The sequence below is a fragment of the Streptomyces sp. NPDC004134 genome (assembly GCF_042874195.1).
Taxonomy (GTDB): Bacteria; Actinomycetota; Actinomycetes; order Streptomycetales; family Streptomycetaceae; genus Streptomyces.
The window spans coordinates 77,639-94,294 of the sequence record NZ_JBIAMS010000012.1; the positions used below are offsets into that span (position 1 = coordinate 77,639).

Genomic DNA, 16,656 nt, shown 5'->3' on the forward strand with positions numbered 1-16,656 from the left:
CAGAAGGCGGTCTTCCGGTACGGGCCGGGGGCGGCGGGCCGCGGGCCCGGGGCGCCTGGTCCGGCCGGGACGCCGGGGCTTCCGGTACGTAGAGCCCTCAGGACCGCCTCCGCCCCGGCCCGCGGGTCAGATACCGCCCGGCCGGCCGCCGTCCCGCTCGAAGTACGACGTCGCTCCCGAGCCCGCGGGCTCGGGAGCGGCGGCGTCCCCGCCCACGATGCCCTCGTCGGCCACGGACACCCGCCACTCGTTCTCCAGCGGGTCCATGCCGACGAACAGCCCGACGAACACCAGCAGCAGCACGGGACCGATCAGGATCGGCGCCAGGATCTCCGCCGGGCTCTTCCCTTCCGCCGCCGCGTTGGCGGCGTGGGCCTGCACCTCCAGCGCCGCCATCCCCGTGTAGTGCATGCCGGAGACGGCCACGCCCATGATCAGCGCGGCGCCCACCGCGACGCCGAACCGCTTCACGGTCATCGACAGCCACAGCGCGGCGGTGGCGGCGACCACGGCGATGAGCACGGACAGCGCCACGACCGTGCCGTCGTAGACCAGTCGGCCCCGGTCCATCTTCATCCCCGCCATGCCCAGGTAGTGCATGGCCGCGACGCCGAGCCCGGTGACGATGCCGCCGGTGGTGAGGGCGAACGCGGTGCGGCCGAGGTAGCCGACGATGAAGACGCCGATCCCCACGACGACGATGGCCACGCCGAGGCTCGCCAGCGTGATCGGCACGTTGTAGTTGATGTGGACGGAGTCGGCCGTGAAGCCCATCATCGCGATGAAGTGCATGGCGAAGATGCCCGTGCCGATGGCGACCGCGCCGAGCAGCAGCCAGCCCGCCCGCCGCGCGGGCTCGACGGTCAGCGCGCGCATGGTGCAGCGCAGCCCCAGGGCACTGCCGACCGCGGCCATGATGAAGGCGGTGACGGGGGTGAGCAGGCCATACGTGAACCCGTCGACGGGCACGGGGGCAGCAAGCACGGAGTGACTCCCGGGTCTACTGATGTGTCTACAGATCTGTCGACAGATGTACAGGGCAACCAGAAGGAATCGTAGGTCTGTGCGAGTCGGGACCGACGTGTTTCCACCGCCCGCGGCGCAGCCGATACGCAATCGGTACGCGGCCGATTTGTCGCGTTGGGCGGGAACCGGGGCGGGGCGCGGGCGCCTGCGGTTGTCAGTGCCGTGTCCTACGCTCGCGGCATGGACGCCACCGATGCCATCGCACCCCGGCAGGGCCGCCGGGTGGTCGACTCGCCGATCGGCCCGCTGCTCCTCGCCGCCACGGACCGGGGGCTGGTCAAGGTCGGGTTCCACGCCAAGCCGGGCGCCGCGGGCCCGGCGGGCCGGGAGGAGCCGGCGGGCCCCGCGGCGCACATAGCGGTGGCCGAGCGGCAGTTGCGGGAGTATTTCGCGGGCGAGCTGAAGGAGTTCCGGCTGGAGCTGGACTGGTCGCTGTCCGACGGCTTCAACCGGCGGGTGCTGGAGGAGCTGGCGGCCGAGGTGCCGTTCGGCTCGGTGGTCAGCTATCAGTTCCTCGCCGACCGGGTCGGGGAGCCGGGCGCCGCGCAGGCGGTCGGCCGCGCCATGGCGTCGAACCCGCTGCCGATCGTGGTCCCCTGCCACCGCGTGGTCGAGAGCGACGGCGGCCTGGGCGGCTTCGGCGGCGGACTCGACACGAAGCGGAGCCTGCTGGCGCTGGAGGGCGTCCTGCCGGAGCCGCTGTTCTGACGGTGCGAGGAGGTCGGCCCGAGCCCGGCCACGGCGCGCGGGCAGGCCGGGCGGACAGGCAAGGGAGGCACCGGGCGTGAGCAAGCAGATCGCCCTGCTGCGCGGCATCAACGTCGGCGGCAGGAACAAGGTCCCCATGGCCGGGCTGCGCAAGGCGCTGACCGACCACGGCTTCGGCGGCGTCGCCACGTACGTGGCCAGCGGGAACGTCGTCTTCGACGACCCCGGCACGCCGCCGGAGCAGACCGCCGCGGCGGTCGAGGCGGTCGTGGAGCGGGAGTTCGGCCTGCGGATAGCGGTCGTCGCCCGCACACGGGACGAGATCGCGGCCGTCGTCGCCGGCAACCCGCTGCCGGAGGGCGCCGCGGAACCGGCGCGGTTCCTCGCGGTGTTCCTCTCGGGTCCCGCGCCGGCCGACGCGTGGTTCCGTACCGCCGACCCCGCGTCGTACGCGCCCGACAGGTTCGCGATCGGGGACCGCGTCGTCTACGTCTGGTGCCCCGGCGGGATCGGGCGGTCGAAGCTGGCGGCCGACTTCTCCGGCCGCAGGCTGGCTGTGACGGCGACGGCGCGCAACTGGAACACGGTCCTCAAGCTGCTGGAGATGGCGGACGGTTGACGCCTGGGTGCGCGGGAGGGGAGAGGGGGCTGCGGCCCGTCACGGGCGCGTCTGGTCCCGTTCCCCGGCCCACGCCTCCAGCGCCTCGAAGTCCTCCTCCACCAGCCCGCGCGCGGGGTCGATCCGCCGCAGCAGCGCCTCCCCCGCGTGGTGCTCCTCGATCCACGCCGTGTCCGCCGCCGTGATCTCGTCGTCCACCCAGGCGAACGTCCGCCCGGCGGTCCAGGCGGCGACCTGCCGCGTCTTCCAGTACAGCCCGTCCGGGTCGTCGGTCGTGAACATCGACGGCCACTCGATGACCGGCAGCGGCGGCAGCCCCAGCACCCGGTCGCCGATGACGGTGTTGGCCTCGTGCATCCACGTCGTGGCCCACACCAGTTCGTACGGCAGCGACAGCAGCCGCTCGCCGTGCTCCGGCCGCAGCCACAGCCGGATGGGGCCCGCGGGCATGCCGGTGACCACGTACTCGCCGTAGCCCGGCGGCTGTACGCGCGCGGCGTACGGGTTGAGGGGCCCGTCGACGTCGAGCAGGAGGAGCGGACGGGCGGGGGCGTCAGGAGCGTCGGGGGCGGCGTCAGGGTCGGCAGCGCGGTCAACGTCGTCCATCCATCGACGGTAAGGGCTGACGTCGCCCGCGTATCCCCCCGCGCGGCCGCCCGCTTCCGTCGGTGCGTGCGCCGCGCGCCGACGGGGACCCGGATGCCGGCCGCCGCGGCCACCCCTTAAGGTCTGGGCCATGGCGATCCCTGAGGTCATCCCGATACGTCACGAGCCCGGCTACCGCACCGAGAACATCGGCCGTTACGACGACGGGCAGTTCCTCGCCTCGATCACCGCCGCGTACCCGCCCGACTACCGCATGGGCCCCGACTGGCTGGAGCACCGCCGCTGGTACGCCGTGCTGCACCGCTTCGGCGCCGACGGCCACCACACCGGCTCCGACATCTGGACCCCGGGCCCCGGCGTGCCCGCCGACGGGCGGATGGACGCGAAGATGGAGGGCTGGCTCGACGACCTGCCGGGGCTGGTGTTCGGCGACATCGCGATCAGGCCGTTCGAGGTGTCGGTGGACGGGATCCGCTTCGGGCTGGTCGCGGAGCGGCACGCGGAGCCGGCGGCGGGCGCCGGTGAAGACGAGCCGGACTGGGCGGAGTTGTACCCGGACCGGCTCGGGTTCCACGAGCCGTGGGACGGCCTGTACGACACGTAGGGGCTGATCACCGGGGTACGCCCGGCACGTACCGTGGGCGCATGCACCTGACTGACGAGGTACGCGCCGCGCTCGCGGACCGGCGGCCGGTCGTCGCGCTGGAGTCGACGATCATCGCCCACGGCCTGCCCCGCCCCCGCAATCTGCAGGTGGCGGCCGAACTGGAGGACATCGTCCGCTCGGCGGGTGCGGTGCCCGCCACCATCGCCGTCCTCGACGGCAGGCCGCATGTCGGGCTGGGCAGGGCCCAGTTGGAGCGGATCGCCTCCGACGCCACCGTGCGGAAGCTGACCGTACGCGACCTCGCGCCGGCCGCCGCCCTCGGCGCCAGCGGCGCGACGACCGTGGCGGCCACGGCGTTCCTCGCGGCCCGCACCGGCATCGGCGTCTTCGCCACCGGCGGGCTCGGCGGGGTGCACCGGGAGTGGACGCAGTCGCAGGACGAGTCGGCGGACCTGCGGCTGCTGGCGGAGACGCGGATCGCGGTGGTGTGCGCGGGGGTGAAGTCGATCCTGGACGTGCCGGCGACGCTGCAGCGTCTGGAGACGCTTGGCGTGACGGTCCTCGGGTACGGCACGGCGGAGTTCCCGGGGTTCTACCTGCGGACGTCCGGGGAGCCGGTGGAGTGGACGGTCCGTACGCCGGCGGAGGTCGCGGCGGTGCTGCGCGCCCAGCGGGAGCTGGACGTGCCGCCGTCGGCGGTGATCGTGGCCAATCCGGTGCCGGAGGCCGAGCAGTTGGACCCGGCGGTGCACGACGCGGTGCTGGCGGACGCACTGGGAGAGGCGGGGCGGCGGGGGGTGAGCGGGCAGGCGATCACGCCGTTCCTGCTGGGGTACCTCACGGAGCACACGCGGGGGGCGTCGCTGGAGGCGAACCTCGCGGCGGTGCGGGGGAACGTGCGGCTGGCGGCGGAGATCGCGGTGGCGGGCGGAGCGTGAGGGGGCGGGTGTGAGGGGGCGGGTGTGAGGGGGCGGGTGTGAGGGGGCGGGTGTGAGCGGGGGCACGGGGGCGGACGATCGTACGGAGTCGGGTACGCGCGGGCCGACGGGACCGCGGCGTACCGGAGCGCGGACACCGGCACGCACCGGAGCGCGGACGGACGGGCGTAGCGGTCCACGCGGGGACGGTGCTCGTCGCGGAGTGCTGCTCGTGATCGGTGACGTCGTCACCGATGTCGTCGCCCGCCACGCCGCCCCGCTCGCCCCCGGCACCGACACACCGGCCGACATCGCGATCCTGCCCGGCGGCGCCGGCGCGAACGTCGCCGCGTGGGCGGCGCATTGCGGCGCGCGGGTGCGTCTGCTGGCGCGCGCGGGACGGGACTCCGCCGACTGGCACCGCGCCGCTCTCGTGCGCGCCGGGGTCGACGCCCACGTCCGCGTCGACCCCGAGGCGCCCACCGGCAAGGTCGTCGCCCTGGTCGACGGCGGCGGGGAGCGGTCGTTCCTGGCGGACAACGGGGCGTCGTTCCGGCTGGGCCCGGCCGACTGGGCGCCGGGGCTGCTGGCCGGCGTCACCCACGTCCACCTCTCCGGCTACCTGTTCTTCACCGCCCCCGGCCGCGCCCTCGCCGTGCTCGCCACCGCCGAGGCGCACGCGCGCGGGGCGACGGTCAGCGTGGATCCCGCGTCGGCCGGTTTCCTCGCGAAGGCGGGGGTACGGGCCTTCCTCGCCGCGATCGCCACCGCCGACACCCTGTTCCCCAACTCCGCGGAGGCCGCGCTGCTCTCCGGCCTCCCCTCCCCCGCCGCCGCGGCGGCGGCCCTGGCAACCGCGCTCGACGCCACCGCCGTGGTCACCGCCGCCGACGAGGGCGCACACCTCGCCATCCCCGGCGCGCCCGCGGTGCACATCCCCGCCACCCCCGTCGTCCCCCTCGACACCACGGGCGCGGGCGACGCCTTCACGGGCGCCTATCTGGCGGCCGTGCAGGCCGGCAGCGACCCGCGGACGGCCGCGGCGGCGGGCTGCGCCACGGCGGCAACGGCGGTCCGTACCCCGGGCGGACGGCCGGGGCAAGGGGCGTAGCGGCGCGCGGTGGTGGGTCCGGGGGCTCCGCGCGTCAGCACACGCGCTTGCGGCGCGGGCGCGCGCGCAGCCGGTCCCGCGCCGGGCCGTGCGGGCCCGCGGCGAGGGCGTCGCGGACGGCGGCGGTGAAGGCGTCCGGTTCGCGGAACAACTGACGCGGTGTGGTGTGGACGAGGTGCAGGCCCAGGGATTCCAGGGCGTTGTGGTGTTCCACGGTGCCGTCGTCGTGGCGGTACGGCGGCTCGGTGAGGTGGAGGAGGACGCCGGTGCGCGGCCAGTGCGCGTGCGGGGTGGTGAGCCAGTAGCCGTCGAGGTGCAGGGGGATGTGCCAGAGCGGGGGCGGCAGTTCCGCGGTACGGATCACGGTGCGGGCGCGGATCTCGGCGGGTGGGCGGGCCGCGGGCCCGAGGGCGGCGAGCAAGGCGGCGACGTCGGGGCGGGTGTGCAGGCCGGCGGCGCGGAGCGCGGTGGCCACGGCGGCGGGCGGGGTGGCGCGGGCGTCGAGCAGTTCGCGGAACAGGGCGGCGGTCCGGTCGTGGTCGAGTACGTCGCGCAGGGCGTCGGCGGCGGCGCGGACCGGCGGGGCGGCGGGGAGTCCGGGTGCCAGGCGGACGGGCGGGGGCAGGCGGCGTAGCGCGTGGTGGACGCGGACCCCGGGCGGCGCGGTGAAGCGGCGGCGGGGCGGCACGAGCACGTCGACCACGCGCACGTCCGGGGCGGCGGGCACGCTGCGGAACCCGTACAGCGCCAGCGCCGCCACCCCCGTCAGCAGCGCCTCGCCGCGTCCTGCGCCGCGCTCCAGGGCGGCGCGGTAGCGCGCCTCCCAGCCGCCGGAGGTCTCGCGGATGCCGTTCGCGTACGTCATGGGTGCGCCATGCCCGCCGCCGCGCCCCGCTACGGCCTTACGGCGGCGGACTCACCGGGTCGGGCGGGGCCCGGGGCCGGGAGTTGACCCCTGGGCGCTACGCCGCGTGGACGGTGCTGTCCGCCGGGGCTTCGGGCTCGGGTGCGGCGCAGGTGTCGGCCAGGGCGTCGAGGGAGACGCCGAGGGCGGTGGCCAGGGCGGCGATCGTGAAGAAGGACGGGGTGGGGGCGCGGCCGGTCTCGATCTTGCGAAGGGTCTCGGCGGAGATGCCGGCCGCCGCGGCGACGTCGGTCATGCTGCGCTCGCCTCGGGCGGCGCGCAGCAGGGCGCCGAAGCGCTCGCCGCGGCGGCGCTCCTCGGGGGTCAGTGGAGTACGAACCATGAGCGTGATACTAATACCGGTATAGTAATTGGGAGGCCGAGGGAGAGCCGCATCATGGTCGAAATCAAGAACGACGCCGCGCTGGACGCCATGCGGGAGGCCGGCCGCATCGTCGCCCAGGCCCTCGCCGCCGCGCGGGACGCGGCCGGTGTCGGCGTCAGCCTGCTGGAGCTGGACGAGGTCGCGCGGGAGGTGCTGGACAAGGCGGGGGCGGGCTCGCCGTTCCTCGGCTACCGGCCGTCGTTCGCCTCCACGCCCTTCCCCGCGGTCCTCTGCACCTCCGTCAACGACGCGATCGTGCACGGCATCCCCACTGCGTACCGGCTGCGCGACGGCGACCTCGTGTCCCTCGACTTCGGCGCGGAGCTGGACGGCTGGACGGGCGACGCGGCGATCAGCTTCACCGTGGGCACGCCCCGCCCCGAGGACACCGCGCTGATCGCCGCCACGCAGCGCGCGATCGACGCCGGGATCGCGGCCGCCGTCGCGGGCGGGCGGCTGGGCGACATCTCGGCGGCCGTCGGGCGCGTGGCTGCGCAGGCGGGCTGCGGGATGCCGGCGGACTTCGGCGGGCACGGCATCGGGCGGCGGATGCACGAGGACCCGCACGTGCCCAACCGCGGGCGCGCGGGGCGCGGTTTCAAGCTGCGGCACGGGCTGACGCTGGCGATCGAGCCGATGCTGCTGTCGGGCGGCTCCGACGACTACGGGGTCGACGGCGACGGCTGGACGCTGCGGACGACGGACGGCAGCAGGGCGGCGCACATCGAGCACACGATCGCGGTGACGGACGACGGCCCGCGGGTGCTGACGGCGCTGTGAGGGCCGTGTCCGGTACGTAGCCGGGGGTCAGCGCCAGCCGTAGCGCAGCCGCAGGCGGTGCTCGACGAGGTGGAACCGCTGGCGGTCAAGCGAGCACGCCTCGCGGCGCATGCCGCCGTCGTGGAGGCGCAGCACGCGGTCCAGGTCGACCCACGACTCGCGGCCCTCGCGGTCCCAGGGCCCGGCGCCGATGCGCACCCAGTCGTGGTCGTCGTCGCGGCGCCTGCTGGACAGTTGGACGGCCAGGACCGTACCGGCGGTCTCGCGGGCGACGACGAGGACGGGGCGGTCCTTGCCGCGGCCGTCGTTCTCCTCGTACGGGACCCAGGTCCAGACGACCTCGCCGGGATCCGGGTCGCCGTCGGGGTCGGGCGCGTACGAGGTGCGTACGGCACCTGCGGCGCGCGGGTCTATCTCGGTGGTGGCGGTGGGGCCGTGCTGGCCGGGCAGGCTCGCGTGGCCGTTCTCGTCGGTCGGCGTGGTCACGCTAGGCACCGTAGCAACAGCGGGCGGGCGCGCGAAGCGGCGGTGGTGGCGGGCGCCGGGCCGCGGCCGCGGGGCGCCCGGCGGGCACCGGACGGGCGCCAGGCGGGCGCAGCGGGGCGTCTGCGGCAGGGTGTCATATGCCGGGGGAAATGGGGCGCTGAGGGCAGTCGGGGCGGCCGCTGTCAGTGGGGGGTTGTAGCTTCCAGGGCATGGACTACCACGACGTTGTCGCAGAGCTCGAATCGGCGGAGCAGGAGCTCGGCCTGGCCGCGTGCGACGTGGATGAGACCGAGGGCGCCGGGCTGGATCTGGCGGGGATGGCCGCCGAGCTGGCGGAACGTGCGGAGCCGACCGGGGCGGGACGCCCCGGCGCCGCGCCCGAGGAGGCGTGGGAGGGGGCCGACGCCGCGGTGTGGTCCGCCCGCAGGGCCGACGGGCTCGCCGACGCCGAGCGGGCGGAGGGACTGCCGGAGGCGGACTGGCAGCGGGGCCGGCAGATATCCCTGGCGCGCTGCGCGCAGTAGGGGGTCGTAAGCGCAACGTGCCTGGTTGGACCTCGGCCCCGGAGAGTCGGATGCTGGAGGTAGGAGGTGCTAGGCATGAGGCCGATCCGCTCCGGCGACGAGCCCGTGCACGCCCGCTCTCCGCTTCGCATGCGCTTCTGGCTGGCGCTGTGGGGAACGCTCTGGATGATCGCGGGCACGGTGTTCTTCGTCGCCGTCAACCAACCGGTGTGGGCAGGGGTGACCGCGGCCCTCGCCCTGATCACGGCCATCGACATCGCGGTGGTGCTCCGGCACATCAGAGAGGGCTCGCGTTTCCAGCCGGGCCCGGAAGTGCCGCCGTACGAGCCGACGGGCGAGGACGAAGAACCGCCCGAGCCGATACGCGGGGCCGGGGAACGGCACGAGCCGATACGCGGCGACGAGGAACCGCACGAGCCGGTACGTGACACCAGGGAACTCCACGAGCCGAGGCGGCGGCGCTGACGGTGGCGGGGCCCTGGGAACAACCGGTCTGGTGCGGGCCTGCGGTGACGTATAGCCCGGTCACGGGCGGTCGTCGCTTACGGCCGCTCGGGGCGCCAGGCCGGGCGGCGCGGATCATCCAGGCGTACGAGCACGTCGGCGGAGGCCACGGGGTCGGCTTCGTCCTCGTAGCGGGCGAAGGCGGGCAGTGTCCAGCGCTCTTGCACGGGTGTGCGCCGGGCGAGGGCGGCGGTTGAGAGACGGAGGTGGACCGCGAAGTCGAAGGGGAACCAGCGGCCGAACAGCAGCGGCCCGTGCAGCAGCACGACGGCGCCGGGCGGCAGTTGGACGTACGGGCTGCGCGTGGCCCGGTCGGTGGCGGGGTCCCAGAGGTCGGGCAGGACGCGGCCGTCGCCACCGGGCTCCAGGGGGCCGAAGACCTCGCGCCAGAGTGCGGCGGTGTCGAGCCAGGTGTCGTAGTACGCGTCGGGGTCCTCGCGCCCGAACTCGTAGCGCAGCGAGGCGGGGCGCAGGAACCCGCCCGCGTCGAGGACGAGCGCTTCGCGCCCGCGCAGCCGCAGTGCGTCGCCCACCCGGGCGGCGAGCACCCCGGGCTCCGCCGCGGGGGCGCCGTCCACGGCGACGCGCAGCCACGGGCCGCCGTCCGCCGCCTTCGTCTCGGCGATGCGCTCGGCCAGCGCCTCGGTGAGCCGCTCCCAGGAGATCGGTTCCAACTGCACGGCCCCATGATGCCGCGCGGCGGGAGGAGGTCGCCCGAGCACGGCTGGGGGCCGCGCGGCGAGGGGGGATCTGCCGGCGCGTATACGTCACCGGAAGCCGTGTCGTCGGCGTGGGCCCGCGTGCGGCCAGGCGCGGGGCCGGGGACTGGGTGATCGGGGCGGCGGGTGGCCCGGCCGGCTCGGCGCGGGCGGCTCTCCCGCGGGCGGCTCTCCCGAGCGCACGGCGGCCTTCGGGGCGGCGCCGCTGCGGGCTGCCCCGCCGCGGCTCTGCCGGGTGATCTGCGGGCTGCCCAACCGGTGGGACGGCGGGGGTGGTTGAGTACGGGCAGCGGATGTGAGCAGGCGTACCGCGGTCGACGCGCCGCAGGCAGGGGGCACACACGTGGGACCGGACGAGCTGAGCCCGCCCGAGCGGCGGCTGTGGGACGCCTTCCCCACCGCCGGGCAGGTCGACCTCCGTACCGGCGACCCCGCCGCGGACGACCCGGCCGGGGGCGCCGCCTGGGGCCCGGAGCGGGTCGTGCGCGCCGAGGTCGTCACCGCGCTGCTGCTCGGCGCCCGCGACGGCGAGTCCGGGCACACCGCCGCGGTGCAGCTCACCGGTGCCCGGATCACCGGCCGCTTCGCGCTCGACCACGCCGACGTACAGCACCATCTACGGCTCCAGGACTGCTCGTTCGAGGAGTCCGTCGACCTGTACGGCGCCCGTACGCGGCAGCTCAGCTTCAACGGCTCGCACCTGCCGGGAATGCTCGCGTCCCACCTCTGGGCGGAGGGAAGTCTCCGCTTCACCGGTTGCACGGCCAACGGCAAGATCCGGCTGGTCGCCACCCGCATCGCCGGGACCCTCATCCTCAACGGCGCCCGGCTCCGCAACCCCGGTGGCGAAGCGCTGGACGCCACCCGTCTGCAAGTCGACAACGACGTCCTCATGCGCGACGGCTTCTCCGCGCAGGGCACGGTCGTGCTGCGCAGCGCCCGCATCGGCGGCAGCCTCGACCTGCGCACGGCCCGGCTCGACGGCGGGTCCGGAGAGGCCGCACTCGACGCCGCCCGGGTGCAGGTCGACGGCGACTTCTCCGCGTACCGGCTGTCGGCCACCGGCAGGCTCGGCCTCCGGAACGCCACCGTCGCCGGCGCGACCTTCCTGCGCTCCGCCACCCTCGACAACCCCGGCGGCCGCACCCTGGACGCCCCGGGCATGCACGTGGGCTCCGACGTCGTGCTCGACAGGGACTTCAGGTCCCACGGCCAGATACGGCTGGCCGACGCGACCGTCGGCGGCCGGCTGGTGATGAGCGGTGCCCATCTGCGGGCCGAGGCGGACGACGCCGCACTCGACGCGTACGGGATCCAGATCGGCGCCGACGCCGTGCTCGACCACGTGACGGCCACCGGCCTGGTCCGGCTGTCGGGCGCGCAGATCACCGGCCGCATCGAGGCCGACGGCAGCCGCGTCAGCGGCCACACTCCCGGCGCCACCGCGCTCAGCCTGCGCCGCACCACCGCCCGCGAGGCCGACATGCGCACCACACGCCTCGACGGAGCCCTCGACATGCGCTACTCGGCACTCGGCGTACTGCACGACGCGGCCGCCACCTGGCCGCCCCGCGTCCGCCTCGACGGCGCGGTGTACGAACAGCTCCACGACCCGCTCTCCGCCGCCGAGCGGCTGCCCTGGCTGAGCCGCGGCGACGGCGCGTACATTCCGCAGCCGTACGAGCAGTTGGCCGCCGTGTACCGCCACCTCGGGCACGAGGACGACGCCCGCCGCGTCCTGCTCGCCAAGCAGCGCGCCCGCCGTGGCCAACTGCCCTGGTACGCCCGCGCCTGGGGCGGCATCCAGGACGCCGTCGTCGGCTACGGCTACCGTCCCGAGCGCGCCGTGGCCTGGCTTGCCGGGCTGCTGGCGCTGGGTTCGCTGCTCTTCTGGGCGAAGGAGCCGCGGCCGCTGGAGCCCGGCAAGGAGATCGAGTTCAACCCGTTCGTCTACACGCTGGACACGCTGCTGCCGGTCGTCGACTTCGGCCAGGGCAACGCGTTCGCGCCCGGCGGCGGCGCGCAGTGGGTGGCGTATCTGCTCGCCGCCGCCGGGTGGATCCTCGCCACCGCCGTGGCCACCGGCGCCGCTCGGGCGCTGAACCGGGCGTAGCGGGGCGGTCCTTGCAGGGGGGCCACGCCGGGTCCGCGGCCCGGCGCCGGCCGCTCCGGGTGCGGCACTGCGGCAGCAGCCGGAGCGGCCGCGGCTCTCACGGCAACGGCCCGAGCGGCAACGGCCCGAGCGGCAGCGGCCGTCGACGGGGGCCAGGAGGTCCCGCCGAGGTGGCCGCTGCCGCCGCGCCGGGACCCGCGAACACCCGCCCGGGGTGCGGGTCCGCCCCGGTGCGCTCCCCGCCCGGGAGCGCACCGGAAGCACCGGCTGCGCCGTCAGCGCCCGCGGCGCGCCCTGAGCGGCGCGGGACGGCAGCGCTTCAGTAGCGCAGCGCCGCCAGGTACTCGTAGCTGTTGCGCGCCGTCGCGAACGGGTCGGACGGGTTGTCGTGCTCGACGAGCCACTGCTTGACCCCGCCGCTCTTCGCCCCCTGGAACATCCTCGGGAAGTCCAGCACGCCGGAGCCGACGTCGGCGAAGTCGCCGTTCGGCGCCATGTCCTTGACGTGCAGGGCGGGGAAGCGGCCGGGGTGCCGGCGGAAGTACGTGAGCGGGTCGGCGCCGCCGCGCGCTCCCCAGTACACGTCGAACTCGAAGGCGACCAGGTGGGGATCGGTCTCGTTGACGAGGATGTCGAACAGCACCTCGCCGTCGACGGTGGCGTGGTCGCTGCCGTGGTTGTGGAAGAGCACCTGCTGCAGGCCGGCGTCGCGGCAGGCGCGGCCCGCCGCGTTCATCTTGCGCGCGGCCTCGCGGAAGCCGGCCGGCGTGTGCATGGCGCCGGGCAGGCTGGGGACGACGACCCACTTGCCGCCCAGGGTGTGGACGTCCTCGATCGCCTTCGGCAGCCCGCTGCCGGAGACGATGTCCCACCCGACGTGCTCCAGCACGGCGGAGAGCCCGGCGTCGTCGATCATGCCGCGGATCTGCTGCGCGTTGTGGCCGTGCCGGCCGCTGACGCCGACGGTGGCGTAGCCGATGTCCGACAACTGCTGCAGCGTCCCGGCGAAGTCCGTGGCCAGGGGCCCGCGCATGGTGTAGAGGTGCATGCCGATGCCGCCCGGCGGGATACGCCGCTTGCCCGGCCGGCCGCCGCCGGCGCACGCCTCCGCCTCGGCCGCCGCCGCGGGTCCCGCCGCGCCACCGAGGGCGGCGGCGGTACCGGCGCCGAGCGCCGCGGTGAGCAGAGCGCGCCTTCCCAGCCCGCTGTTCGCCGGCCGCCGGGACCTGCTCGTCCCGTCGGCTCCCTGGTCCGTTTCGTGCCTGCCGATCATGCGCACAACCGCCTCTCCCGCGTCTGACCCGTCCGTCTAGAAAGCGCTTTCTGGCATGCGCGCATCAGAGTAAGCGGCCCGCGTCATGCGGTCAACGGTTCGGTGCACCGCAGCAGCTTCTGCGGCCCCCGCGGCCCAAACAGGCGCACGTCAGCGCGCTCCAGCGCGCACCGGGCACCTCACGCCGGAGTGCCCGGCGTGCTCCGTGCGCTCAGAGGCGGATCAGCACGTCGTCCAGTTCCTTGCGCCGGATGTCCGGCACCCGCGCCCCGTCCGCCGGGTAGCCGACGGGGATCACGTACGCCGCCCGCTCCTCCGGCGGCCGCTCGCACACCTCGCCGAGGAACCGCATCGGGCTCGGCGTGTGCGTGAGCGTCGCGAGCCCCGCCTGGTGCAGCGAGGCGAGCAGGAAGCCGACGGCGATGCCGACCGACTCCTTCGTGTAGTACGGGCGCGGGCTCTGCGGCCCCTTGTGCACCTCGAAGACGACGATCACCGCGGGCGCCGCCTCCAGGAACGGCTTGTGCCAGTCCGTGCCCAGCGGCGCCAGCGCCGCCAGCCACTCCGGCGACGCCCGGCGCGCGTAGAACTCCCGCTCCGCCTGCTCCGCCGCCTCCCGCAGCCGCCTCTTGCGGTCCTGGTCGGTGACGACGACGAAGCGCCAGGGCTGCACGTTGGCGCCGCTGGGCGCGGTGGCCGCGGTGCGGATCGCCCACTCCAGGACCCCGTCCGGGATCGGGCGGGGCGAGAAGTCCCGTACGGTGCGGCGGCGGGTCATCGCGTCGTGGAAGGCGCGGCTGCGCACCTCCGCGTCCGGCGCCGGCACGCCGAGAGGCTCGTACGGGACGGTGGGATACGGGGCCGGACACGGCTGCGAGGTCGTCATCAGCCCAGCAGAGCACGGTCCCGCGGACTTGGCCCAGACCTGATACGAGCCGAACGCCCGCGCCGGGCCCACACCCACACCCGCGGACGCCCGCCCGCCCGCGGCTCCTACTCCTCGAAGCCCGCCGCGTCCACGAAGTCCGGCCGCGGGTCCAGCGCCGCCGCCAGGCGGAAGTGCCGGCGCACCTCGTCCGGGTCGCCCCCCGCCCGTTCCAGCGTGCGGGCCAGGGCGAAGTGCGCGTAGGCGTTGTCCGGCTCGCGGTCGACGACCGTGCGGAAGTCGGCCTCCGCCGGGCCGAGGCGGGCGCTCATGAAGTACGCGCGGGCGCGCAGCAGCCGCGGCGAGACCTTCTCGGGATGGGCCTCGACCAGCGGGTCGAGCAGTTGGACCGCGCCGCGCGGATCGCGGGCGGCGAGCAACTGCTCGGCCGCCCGGTAGTCGACGACGTCGGTCTCCGGGCTGCGCTCGGCCACGGCGGACTCCTTCCTCGTCTGCTGCGTCTTTCCGTCTCCCGCCCGCCTTCTTCCACGCCGGGAGACCAGCGGGAGGCGATGCGCCCTCCCAACACGGGATCATGCCCCGCTATTCCGCCCCCTGACCCCCTTGCGTGCCACCAGTTCCTCCCAGACCTTCCGTACCCGCTCCGCCAGCTCCTCCGGCGTCCCGTCGTTGTCCACGACGATGTCGGCGATCGCCAGCCGCTGTTCGCGCGTGGCCTGCGCCGCCATCCGGGAGCGCGCCTCGTCCGCCGCCATGCCGCGCAGCCGCACCAGCCGGTCGAGCCGGGTGGCGGGCGCGGCGTCGACGACCACGACGACGTCGTACAGCCCGGCAAGATCGTTTTCGGCCAGCAGCGGCACGTCGTTCACGACGATCGCGTCCGGGCCCGCCGCCTCCTGCAGCGCCGCGGACCGCTCGCGGACCAGGGGGTGGACGATGGCGTTCAGCGCGCGGCGGCGCTCGGCGTCGGCGAAGACGATGCTCCCCAGCTCCGCCCGGTCCAGACTGCCGTCCGCTGCGAGCACGCCGTCACCGAACTCCGCGACGACCGCGGCGAGACCCGGGGTGCCAGGCTCCACCACCTCGCGGGCGATCGTGTCGGAGTCCACGAGCACCGCCCCGTACGAGGCGAGCAGCCGCGACACCGCACTCTTGCCGGCGCCGATCCCGCCGGTCAGTCCCACCGTCAGCATGGGTCCAGCGTAGGCCGCAAACGCGCGGGGGCGGGCGCCGGAGCGTACAGCCCGCGCTCCGGCGGCCGCCCCCGCGCGGTCCGCGCCTCAGTCGCCCTCCTCGCGCTCCGCGAGGAACCGCTCGAAAGCGTTGCCCAGCTCGTCCGCCGAGGGCAGCTCGGCGGGCTCTGCCATCAGGTTCTCCCGGTCGTCGCCGCCGGCCAGCGCGTCGTACTGGTGCTCGAGCCCGCGGACCATGCCCACCAGTTCCTCGTCGCCCTCGTCGACCTGGCGCTCGATCTCGTTCTGCACCTTCAGCGCCTCGGAGCGCAGCGCGTGCGCCACGCCCGGCAGGACGAGGCCCGTCGCGGAGGTGATCGACTCCAGGACGGTCAGCGCCGCGTCGGGGTACGGGGTGCGGGCCAGGTAGTGCGGCACGTGCGCGGCGACGCCGAGGACGTCGTGCCCGGCCTCCCCGAGCCGGTACTCCAGCAGCGCGTCGGCGCTGCCGGGGACCTGGGCCTCGTCGAAGACGCCGCGGTGGCCCGGCACCAGGTCGATGCGGTTGCCGTGCGGCGTGAGGCCGACGGGGCGGGTGTGCGGCACGCCCATGGGGACGCCATGGAAGTTGACCGCCAGGCGCACGTTCAGCCGCTCCACGATCTCGCGGACGGCCTCGGCGAAGCGCTCCCACTCCACGTCCGGCTCGGGGCCCGTCAGCAGCAGGAACGGGCTGGCGGTCGCGTCGCGTACGAGGTGCAGTTCGAGCTTGGGGACTTCGTACGCGGCCCAGTGGTCGCGGCGGAACGTCATGAGGGGCCGGCGCGCGCGGTAGTCGACGAGCCGGTCGTGGTCGAAGCGGGCGACGACCTCGTGCGGAAGGTCGTCGAGAAGCCGCTCGTTGATCTGGGCGCCGGTCTCGCCGGCGTCCATGAAGCCTTCGAGGTGGTAGAGCAGGGTCAGCCCCGCCGAGTCGTGCTCCAGCACCGCGTCGACGGCCGCGAGCCCGCTGGGGTCCCATTCGTACATGCTCATGAGGGTGTAACACCCCGCGTGCCCGCGGTGATTCCCGGTGACGCGGACGGATTCCGCGGGCGGCGGCCGCGGCGTCTGCATACACCGGGGCAGCCCTCTCCCCCGCCCCCGGAGCCGGCCGGTGAACTGGCTGGATCATGACGTACGGCGGCGGAACCTCGCCGCTGCGTATAGCGTCCTTCTTCGCAGAAGGAGGGGGTCGTCGTGCCTGAGGAGGGGCCGGGAGGAGAAGTCCCGGACGGGCGCGGTGGGTTGCGGGAGCCGCTACGGCCCCGCCGAGG

General features: G+C 75.1%; 20 protein-coding genes. 9 read left to right on the plus strand and 11 right to left on the minus strand.

The features are described 5' to 3' along the window. Positions 1-126: 126 nt before the first annotated feature. On the minus strand, positions 127-984 hold the full coding sequence (locus ACFYVJ_RS17090) for an MHYT domain-containing protein (protein ID WP_388891994.1): 858 nt from the start codon (positions 982-984) through the stop codon (positions 127-129). A 222-nt stretch (positions 985-1,206) separates the two neighbouring features. Here ACFYVJ_RS17090 and ACFYVJ_RS17095 point away from each other — a divergent pair, with 222 nt between their 5' ends. Both ACFYVJ_RS17095 and ACFYVJ_RS17100 read left to right on the plus strand, forming a co-directional pair. Continuing rightward, positions 1,207-1,734, plus strand: coding sequence for a methylated-DNA--[protein]-cysteine S-methyltransferase (locus ACFYVJ_RS17095; RefSeq protein ID WP_388891997.1), 528 nt, complete (start codon positions 1,207-1,209; stop codon positions 1,732-1,734). A gap of 76 nt (positions 1,735-1,810) precedes the next feature. After that, a complete protein-coding gene (locus tag ACFYVJ_RS17100) occupies positions 1,811-2,353 on the plus strand; it encodes a DUF1697 domain-containing protein (RefSeq protein ID WP_388892000.1) in 543 nt (180 codons plus the stop codon). A gap of 39 nt (positions 2,354-2,392) precedes the next feature. Here the strand turns inward: ACFYVJ_RS17100 and ACFYVJ_RS17105 are convergent, their stop codons facing one another. Then, a complete protein-coding gene (locus ACFYVJ_RS17105) occupies positions 2,393-2,959 on the minus strand; it encodes a hypothetical protein (protein ID WP_388892003.1) in 567 nt (188 codons plus the stop codon). A 130-nt stretch (positions 2,960-3,089) separates the two neighbouring features. On the opposite strand from ACFYVJ_RS17105, the gene ACFYVJ_RS17110 reads away from it, so the two are divergent. From ACFYVJ_RS17110 to ACFYVJ_RS17120, 3 genes are all read left to right on the plus strand, one after another. After that, a complete protein-coding gene (locus ACFYVJ_RS17110) occupies positions 3,090-3,563 on the plus strand; it encodes a hypothetical protein (protein ID WP_388892006.1) in 474 nt (157 codons plus the stop codon). A 41-nt stretch (positions 3,564-3,604) separates the two neighbouring features. Then, entirely contained in the window at positions 3,605-4,504 is a 900-nt protein-coding gene (locus ACFYVJ_RS17115; protein ID WP_388892009.1) for a pseudouridine-5'-phosphate glycosidase, read from the plus strand. Between the two features lie 202 nt (positions 4,505-4,706). After that, complete coding sequence (locus ACFYVJ_RS17120; protein ID WP_388892012.1) at positions 4,707-5,594, plus strand: carbohydrate kinase family protein; 888 nt, start codon at positions 4,707-4,709, stop codon at positions 5,592-5,594. Between the two features lie 34 nt (positions 5,595-5,628). Here ACFYVJ_RS17120 and ACFYVJ_RS17125 read toward each other — a convergent pair whose 3' ends face one another. Then, on the minus strand, positions 5,629-6,459 hold the full coding sequence (locus ACFYVJ_RS17125; protein ID WP_388892015.1) for a hypothetical protein: 831 nt from the start codon (positions 6,457-6,459) through the stop codon (positions 5,629-5,631). Positions 6,460-6,556: 97 nt separating this feature from the next. Then, positions 6,557-6,841: a helix-turn-helix domain-containing protein gene (locus ACFYVJ_RS17130; RefSeq protein ID WP_388892017.1), complete on the minus strand. Its 285-nt coding sequence runs from the start codon at positions 6,839-6,841 to the stop codon at positions 6,557-6,559. Positions 6,842-6,895: 54 nt separating this feature from the next. On the opposite strand from ACFYVJ_RS17130, the gene map reads away from it, so the two are divergent. After that, complete coding sequence (map, locus tag ACFYVJ_RS17135) at positions 6,896-7,663, plus strand: type I methionyl aminopeptidase (protein WP_388892020.1); 768 nt, start codon at positions 6,896-6,898, stop codon at positions 7,661-7,663. 27 nt (positions 7,664-7,690) lie between these two features. Here map and ACFYVJ_RS17140 read toward each other — a convergent pair whose 3' ends face one another. After that, the gene (locus ACFYVJ_RS17140) at positions 7,691-8,149 is read right to left on the minus strand and encodes a type II toxin-antitoxin system PemK/MazF family toxin (RefSeq protein ID WP_388892023.1); all 459 of its coding nucleotides are present in this window, start codon (positions 8,147-8,149) and stop codon (positions 7,691-7,693) included. Positions 8,150-8,358: 209 nt separating this feature from the next. On the opposite strand from ACFYVJ_RS17140, the gene ACFYVJ_RS17145 reads away from it, so the two are divergent. Together ACFYVJ_RS17145 and ACFYVJ_RS17150 are read left to right on the plus strand one after the other, a co-directional pair. Then, on the plus strand, positions 8,359-8,673 hold the full coding sequence (locus ACFYVJ_RS17145; RefSeq protein ID WP_388892026.1) for a hypothetical protein: 315 nt from the start codon (positions 8,359-8,361) through the stop codon (positions 8,671-8,673). Between the two features lie 75 nt (positions 8,674-8,748). After that, positions 8,749-9,138 (plus strand): DUF6343 family protein, encoded by a 390-nt coding sequence (locus ACFYVJ_RS17150; protein ID WP_388892028.1) that lies wholly within the window; start codon positions 8,749-8,751, stop codon positions 9,136-9,138. 77 nt (positions 9,139-9,215) lie between these two features. Here ACFYVJ_RS17150 and ACFYVJ_RS17155 read toward each other — a convergent pair whose 3' ends face one another. Further along, complete coding sequence (locus ACFYVJ_RS17155) at positions 9,216-9,857, minus strand: uridine kinase (protein ID WP_388892031.1); 642 nt, start codon at positions 9,855-9,857, stop codon at positions 9,216-9,218. A gap of 382 nt (positions 9,858-10,239) precedes the next feature. On the opposite strand from ACFYVJ_RS17155, the gene ACFYVJ_RS17160 reads away from it, so the two are divergent. Beyond that, complete coding sequence (locus ACFYVJ_RS17160; protein ID WP_388892034.1) at positions 10,240-12,009, plus strand: hypothetical protein; 1,770 nt, start codon at positions 10,240-10,242, stop codon at positions 12,007-12,009. Positions 12,010-12,328: 319 nt separating this feature from the next. On the opposite strand, the gene ACFYVJ_RS17165 is transcribed toward ACFYVJ_RS17160, so the two are convergent. From ACFYVJ_RS17165 to ACFYVJ_RS17185, 5 genes are all read right to left on the minus strand, one after another. Beyond that, positions 12,329-13,210: a sugar phosphate isomerase/epimerase family protein gene (locus tag ACFYVJ_RS17165; protein WP_388892296.1), complete on the minus strand. Its 882-nt coding sequence runs from the start codon at positions 13,208-13,210 to the stop codon at positions 12,329-12,331. Positions 13,211-13,493: 283 nt separating this feature from the next. After that, entirely contained in the window at positions 13,494-14,168 is a 675-nt protein-coding gene (locus ACFYVJ_RS17170) for a nitroreductase family protein (RefSeq protein WP_388892036.1), read from the minus strand. Positions 14,169-14,275: 107 nt separating this feature from the next. Then, positions 14,276-14,641 carry a tetratricopeptide repeat protein gene (locus ACFYVJ_RS17175; RefSeq protein ID WP_388892039.1) on the minus strand — a complete coding sequence of 122 codons (366 nt, stop codon included), beginning with the start codon at positions 14,639-14,641 and terminating at the stop codon, positions 14,276-14,278. Between the two features lie 99 nt (positions 14,642-14,740). Then, positions 14,741-15,361: a dephospho-CoA kinase gene (gene coaE / locus ACFYVJ_RS17180; protein WP_388892041.1), complete on the minus strand. Its 621-nt coding sequence runs from the start codon at positions 15,359-15,361 to the stop codon at positions 14,741-14,743. Positions 15,362-15,448: 87 nt separating this feature from the next. Then, positions 15,449-16,369 carry a PAC2 family protein gene (locus ACFYVJ_RS17185; RefSeq protein ID WP_199850678.1) on the minus strand — a complete coding sequence of 307 codons (921 nt, stop codon included), beginning with the start codon at positions 16,367-16,369 and terminating at the stop codon, positions 15,449-15,451. Positions 16,370-16,656: the final 287 nt, after the last annotated feature.

Coding starts and splice junctions, on each gene's coding strand:
- ACFYVJ_RS17150 (WP_388892028.1), top strand. CDS start 8,749: ATGAGGCCGATCCGCTCCGGCGACGAGCCCGTGCACGCCCGCTCTCCG.
- ACFYVJ_RS17115 (WP_388892009.1), top strand. CDS start 3,605: ATGCACCTGACTGACGAGGTACGCGCCGCGCTCGCGGACCGGCGGCCG.
- ACFYVJ_RS17130 (WP_388892017.1), bottom strand. CDS start 6,841: ATGGTTCGTACTCCACTGACCCCCGAGGAGCGCCGCCGCGGCGAGCGC.
- ACFYVJ_RS17170 (WP_388892036.1), bottom strand. CDS start 14,168: ATGACGACCTCGCAGCCGTGTCCGGCCCCGTATCCCACCGTCCCGTAC.
- ACFYVJ_RS17110 (WP_388892006.1), top strand. CDS start 3,090: ATGGCGATCCCTGAGGTCATCCCGATACGTCACGAGCCCGGCTACCGC.
- ACFYVJ_RS17095 (WP_388891997.1), top strand. CDS start 1,207: ATGGACGCCACCGATGCCATCGCACCCCGGCAGGGCCGCCGGGTGGTC.
- coaE (WP_388892041.1), bottom strand. CDS start 15,361: ATGCTGACGGTGGGACTGACCGGCGGGATCGGCGCCGGCAAGAGTGCG.
- map (WP_388892020.1), top strand. CDS start 6,896: ATGGTCGAAATCAAGAACGACGCCGCGCTGGACGCCATGCGGGAGGCC.
- ACFYVJ_RS17185 (WP_199850678.1), bottom strand. CDS start 16,369: ATGTACGAATGGGACCCCAGCGGGCTCGCGGCCGTCGACGCGGTGCTG.
- ACFYVJ_RS17125 (WP_388892015.1), bottom strand. CDS start 6,459: ATGACGTACGCGAACGGCATCCGCGAGACCTCCGGCGGCTGGGAGGCG.
- ACFYVJ_RS17145 (WP_388892026.1), top strand. CDS start 8,359: ATGGACTACCACGACGTTGTCGCAGAGCTCGAATCGGCGGAGCAGGAG.
- ACFYVJ_RS17105 (WP_388892003.1), bottom strand. CDS start 2,959: ATGGACGACGTTGACCGCGCTGCCGACCCTGACGCCGCCCCCGACGCT.